A 7006-nucleotide genomic window follows, 5' to 3' on the forward strand; every position below is an offset into this window, starting at 1 on the left:
GTACTAACCTTAAAGCGACATACAGAATTTATTTAATAAATTAATAATGAATACCTTATTAGATTTATCAAAATCAAAACCTCACTATGAAATACCTTGATGGCTTAAGAGGCATAGCTGCTATAATGGTTGTCCTGTTTCACAGTTGAAATTCACTCCGGAGGAGATCATACCAAACAATGGATTAATCATGGTTATCTGGCTGTAGATTTTTTCTTTATTCTTTCGGGTTATGTTATAGGCTATGCCTATGATGACCGGTGGAGCAATATGTCACTGGGACACTTTTTCAAACGACGGATTATACGTCTGCAGCCTATGCTTATAGTTGGATCAATTATCGGAGCATTGCTGTTTTATTTTCAGCATTCACCTGTATTAGGCTGGGGTGGCATTTCCGAAGTTCCTTTGAGCAAAGTTGTTATTGTAATGATTCTTGGTTTTTTTCTTATTCCAGTTGGTAAAGGATTGGATATCAGAGGATGGAATGAAATGTTTCCCCTCAATGGTGCAACCTGGACACTCTTTTTTGAAGAGATCGCCAACATCTCCTACGCCTTATTATTAAGGCATTTACCTGCTTTTGTTTTAGGCATCTTTGCAACTATTGCAGCTGGTTTTACTATTCACTATGCTCTTACCAATCCTGCAGGAGATATTATAGGTGGATGGGCCTTAGACGATCCTCAGCAATTGAAGATCGGTTTTATTCGCGTGGCCTTTCCTTTTCTGGCAGGATTATTACTGGCAAGAACAATCAAGCTAAAATATATTAAAAATGCCTTTTTGTATACAGGTCTCTTATTGATTCTGATTCTTTCTATACCACGTATTGGCGGAAATGAACAGCCATGGCAGAATGGCTTATATGAATGTTTTTGTCTTGTCGTTGTATTCCCTTTTATTGTATGGCTTGGAGCCGGAGGAAAAGTGGAGGGAAAAGCCAAACAGGTATCCCAATTTCTGGGAGACATCTCCTATCCCATCTATATTACACACTATCCTGTAATATATTTATTTTATTCATGGGTTGTGAACAATGGATACAGCTTCAATAAAGCCTGGCCTGCAGGACTGCTGACTGCTATTGTTTCTTTGGCGCTTGCCTATGGCCTTATGAAGTTATATGATATACAATTAAGAGCCTGGCTTAGGAATCGCTTTTTATCTGCTAAAAATAAAGTAGCGCTCTCTAAATCACTTTAGGTCTTCAAGTCAGTCAAGTGATCCTGAGAAGCATTTCATTGTCCCCGGAAATCCACTAATAGTTCTCAAAAACTATTCGAGGATTTCCGGGAACAGAGATTGAATCGCGTATCATGACTGTTACCCTCAAAACCACATTTTTCCCTTACGACCTTTCTTTATAATTAATAATTATACTAATTCATCTCTCAAAAATTAGCTAAACTACCATTTATAATCTTTAAAATGTAAAAAAATACTTCCCATAACTCCTGCTATTTACCAAAATTTCTTCCTATTGACCAACTTGCTTTTCCGTGAATAAATCATTGAGCCCGCACAACTGTGGATTTTGAATCATTGCATACTTCAGTTTTAGTTTTTTCATCGCCTCCAAAATATGTGTCAGAATAAATCAGCGAAATTTATGTTTACCTTTTGCATTTTACTTGTATATATTATAATAATATTCTAGGTCCTCTGGTAGAATTTAAAATTACTTATTTATATTAAAAATCTTTGAATAAAAAATGTAATCCCAAAGACCAGATCCCCAATTTTTATACATCATCTACCCACCGTTTGGTTCTTTAATAAAAGCTCTCCTACCAAATTTAACAATGGAGCTATCAGATATGGAAGGGACGTTTATTCAGTGTTGATTTAACAAATATTGAAATAGTGGAAACGATAGATTATATACTCAATAATTCAATACGGAGCAAGATTAATAGATGTCTCTCTTACGAGTCTATATTTTTTTATGCTCATTTAAACATTATATTCTTATGCGTGTTTTTTTACATCTTGATATTCCTAAAGTTATATTTCATAAATTAATTAAATCTTAAATTGTTTATATCCTATTTTATATAAAAATAATTCTTAGACAGTATTAATAGATAAGTTATTTTTGTAGTTGTAACATTGATTTATACCGCTTTTTATTTACGATATGAATAAAAGAATTACCGCTTTAGTATTCCTGTTGAGCATTTACTTTCAATTTAAAGGTTATGCTCAATGCGATAACTGCACTACTTCTTACGCCACGAATGCATCCATTGTTGCAACGGCAAATAATCAGACAATTTGTATTTCGGGGGGAAGTAACTTTTCATTCAGTTCAACTTTTAGGAATGTTAAATTAAAAATTTGCGCCCCGAATGTACAATTAACAAACGTTCAGATAAGTACAGGAGCATTGAACAATACCATTGAAAGTTTCGGGGATAATACACGCATAAGCAATTTAGTAACTGAGCCCGATACATTTTCCTTTATTGCTCATAATACAGGCGCTCTATTATCTTCAGCTACGATTAACGGTATGTCTTCTTTTACTACAAAAACCGGGGCTTCTCTTACAATCTCTCAGAATGTAAATCCGGGAAACAAGATATTTATTACAGCAGAAGATAATTCAAATATTAATACAGCAGACGTTACTTCCAATAAAGGCGGAAGGATCATTGTTGGCAAGGGAGCTAATTTTACTTCCAGCGGTAAAGTTTTTCTTCAAAATGAGGGTTTTATATTTAACACAGGTGATGTATATGCCGCCGGGGATTTTACAGTTCAAAATGCTGGTAATGCTATGACCAATTATTGCGGTGAATCGCATATTACGATTGGAGGTAAACTAACGATCAACAGTGGTAGGATATATAATGCAGGTACTGTAACCGCCGGAACCATTGCTGTGAACTCCAATGCAGGTCCTATTTATCTGAATCAGGGTTCTGTCATGCAAGCCAATCACCTGGAAACAAACAATACAGCAAATTTATTCAGAGGGGATAGTATTAATAGTGGAGAATGCGCTTTATTTAAAATAAATTCTTATGGTTCGTTTAATGCGCCCTTATCTAATTCATCTAAAATCAAATATTGCGGTCCGGCTACGACTCAAATAGGACAAGCAACACCAGACTGTAATTGTACAACGGAAAAAGCTTTATGTACACCATTGTGTGAGGCCCCAAAAGCAGTAACGATAACAGGGCCTTTGTCGAACATATGTGCAGGAGACTCTTCTGTACTAACTGCAAATGCAACTGGTTTGAAAACTGGAGACACCTACAAATACAGCTGGTATAAAGATAGTATAGCTCCTGCCAATCTTGTTATAACCAAAATTAACATTTCTACTTTAACAGTTAAAGAAAGCGCAACATACTTTGTGGTTGTAGCAAATACCATTGATTCGGTTAAATGTTCCAATCAGAATATGGCAGGTTTTAAATTTACTGTTCATCCGAATCCTCCGAAACCACAGATAACAGCTAGCGGCCCGCTGATCTTCTGTGATGGTGGTTCTGTGAATCTTACTGCCAGCAGTTCAGGTTTTACAGGCGGTACCTTTACATGGTCCACAGGGTCAACGGCTAATCCTTTGCGCGTAACTACCTCGGGAAAATATACCGTCACTTATGTTTCTACCGATGCTTGTTCATCTCCCGTGTCCGCAGAGGTAACTGTTGTAGTAAATCCAGTTCCTCCGAAACCACAAATAGCAGTCAGCGGACCATTAACTTTCTGTGACGGTGGTTCTGTAAATCTTACTGCGAGCAGTGCAGGTTTTACTGGTGGTACCTTTACATGGTCAACAGGTTCGACTGATAATCCGCTGAAGGTAACTACATCCGGAAAATATGCTGTCAGTTATGTTTCTGACAATGTTTGTTCTTCCGTTTCATCAGACAGTATTACAGTTATTGTTTACCCAAATCCTCCAAAACCTCAAATAATAGCCAGTGGCCCATTGACTTTCTGTGATGGTGGTTCGGTAGATCTTACGGCCAGCAGCTTAGGATTTACCGGTGGTACCTTTACCTGGTCCACAGGTTCAACAGCTAATCCATTGCATGTAACAACATCCGGTAAATATACAGTTACATACAGAAGTTCAAACCTTTGTCCTTCTATAGTATCAGACACTGTTACTGTTACAGTTTACCCTAATCCTCCAAGACCAACAATAACGGCCAGCGGTCCTTTGACTTTCTGTGATGGCGGATCTGTAGATCTTACTGCCAGAAGTACTGGTTTTACAGGTGGTACCTTTACCTGGTCCACAGGGTCGACTGCTAACCCTTTGCGTATAACGAAATCAGGAAAATATACTGTCACTTATGTTTCTGACAATCTTTGTTCATCACCTGTATCTGCAGAGTTAACTGTTGTAGTTCACCCAAATCCTCCAAAACCAACAATATCAGCCAGTGGTCCATTGACTTTCTGTGATGGCGGTTCGGTAGATCTTACTGCCAGCAGTTTAGGCTTTACCGGAGGTACTTTTACTTGGTCGACAGGTTCAACGGCTAATCCTTTGCGTGTAACGACATCAGGGAAATATGCGGTTACTTATAGAAGTTCCAACCTCTGCCCTTCTGTAGTCTCAGATAGTGTCACTGTAATAGTTCATCCAAACCCTCCAAAACCAGAGATAGCGGCCAGCGGCCCATTAACTTTCTGTGACGGAGGCTCAGTAAATCTTACTGCCAGCAGCCAAGGCTTTACAGGAGGTACCTTTACATGGTCCACTGGCTCAACCGCTAATCCTTTGCGCGTAACAACCTCAGGAAAATATTCAGTCACTTATGTTTCTGATAAAGCTTGTTCATCACCAGTATCAGCAGAGGTAACAGTAGTAGTTCATCCGAATCCACCTAAGCCTCAAATCTCAGCAAGTGGTCCATTGACTTTTTGTGATGGCGGTTTTGTAGATCTTACTGCAAGTAGTTTAGGCTTTACCGGAGGTACATTTACATGGTCAACAGGCTCAACTGTTAACCCTTTACGTGTAACAACATCAGGAAAATATGCGGTTACATATAAAAGTTCTCAGCTTTGTTCCTCTGTTGTATCCGACAGTATTACAGTTATTGTAAATCCAAATCCTAACAGGCCACAAATAGATGCCAGTGGACCAACGACTTTCTGTGATGGTGGTTTCGTAGATCTTACTGCCAGCAGCTTAGGTTTTACCAATGGTACCTTTACCTGGTCCAATGGATCAACAGATAATCCTTTACGTGTTACGACCTCCGGGAAATATACAGTCAGCTATGTTTCTAATGATGTTTGTTCCTCGGTTAGCTCTGCTGAGGTAATTGTTGTCGTTCATCCGAATCCTCCTAAACCGAAGATAGCTGCAAGTGGTCCTTTAACCTTCTGTGATGGAGGTTCAGTTGATCTTACTGCCAGCAGTCAGGGCTTTACAGGAGGAACTTTTACCTGGTCTACAGGTTCAACTGATAATCCGCTAAGGGTAACTGCTTCAGGGAAGTATGCAGTCAGTTACGTATCTGGCAATGTTTGTCCTTCGGGAACATCAGACAGTATTACAGTTATCGTTCACCCAAACCCTCCAAAACCTGAGATAACAGCAAATGGTCCATTAGTATTCTGTGATGGGGGCTCTGTTGATCTTACTGCAAGCAGCAAGGAATTTGCAGGGGGAACCTTTACCTGGTCGACCGGTTCAACTGATAATCCATTAACCGTAACTACTTCAGGAAAGTATGCTGTTAGTTATGTTTCTGACGATGTTTGTCCTTCAGGTACATCAGACAGTATAACAGTTGTCGTTCACCCAAATCCTCCTAAACCAAAGATAACAGCAAGTGGTCCTTTAACCTTCTGTGATGGTGGTTCAGTAGATCTTACTGCAAGTAGTCAAAATTTTACAGGAGGAACCTTTACCTGGTCTACAGGTTCAACTGATAATCCATTAACCGTAACTACTTCAGGAAAGTATGCTGTTAGTTATATATCTAAAGATGTTTGTCCTTCAGGAACTTCAGACAGTATTACAGTTGTCGTAAACCCAATTCCTCCAAAACCAGAGATAACAGCCAGCGGTCCATTAGTATTCTGTGATGGTGGTTCAGTAGATCTTATTGCAAGCAGCAAGGACTTTACAGGAGGAACCTTTACCTGGTCGACCGGATCAACTGATAATCCTTTGACCGTCACTACTTCAGGAATGTACTCCGTGAGCTTTGTTTCTGACGAGGTTTGTTCTTCTGAAGTATCAGACAGTATTAAAGTGGTCGTTAATCCTATTCCTCCAAAACCTGAGATAACAGCCAATGGTCCAATAATATTCTGTGATGGTGGCTCTGTTGATCTTACTGCGAGCAGCAAGGACTTTACTGGGGGAACCTTTACCTGGTCGACAGGATCAACTGATAATCCTTTGACTGTAACAACCTCAGGAAAGTATGCAGTTAGTTTTGTCTCAGACGAAGTTTGTGCTTCTGAAGTATCAGACAGTATTAAAGTGGTCGTTAATCCTATTCCTCCAAAACCAGAGATAACAGCAAACGGTCCACAAATCTTCTGTGATGGAGGGTCTGTAGATCTTACGGCTAACAGTTCCGGTTTTACAGGGGGAACCTTTATCTGGTCCACTGGTTCAACTGATAATCCACTTAGAGTAACTACTTCAGGAAGGTATGCTGTCAGTTATGTATCTGCCAATGATTGTCCTTCAGGAACATCAGACAGTATTACAGTTGTCGTAAACCCAATTCCTCCAAAACCTGAGATAATAGCCAATGGTCCAATAGTATTCTGTGATGGGGGCTCTGTTGATCTTACTGCAAGCAGCAAGGACTTTACTGGGGGAACCTTTACCTGGTCTACAGGTTCAACTGATAATCCTTTAACTGTCACTACTTCAGGCATGTACTCCGTGAGCTTTGTTTCTGACGAAGTTTGTTCTTCTGAAGTATCAGACAGTATTAAAGTGGTCGTTAATCCTATCCCTCCAAAACCTGAAATAACAGCCAATGGTCCAATAATATTCTGTGAT

At 39.4% G+C, this 7006-nt stretch carries 2 protein-coding genes; both read left to right on the plus strand.

Features of this window, described 5'->3' with window-relative positions; translation table 11 throughout:
* Positions 1-129 precede the first annotated feature (129 nt).
* Positions 130-1206, plus strand: coding sequence for an acyltransferase family protein (locus tag MYP_RS16325; RefSeq protein ID WP_197060102.1), 1077 nt, complete (start codon positions 130-132; stop codon positions 1204-1206).
* Between the two features lie 934 nt (positions 1207-2140).
* On the plus strand, positions 2141-7006 hold a 4866-nt coding region (locus MYP_RS16330), incomplete at its 3' end, for a hypothetical protein (RefSeq protein WP_045465448.1).

This window comes from Sporocytophaga myxococcoides (assembly GCF_000775915.1).
GTDB lineage: Bacteria > Bacteroidota > Bacteroidia > Cytophagales > Cytophagaceae > Sporocytophaga > Sporocytophaga myxococcoides_A.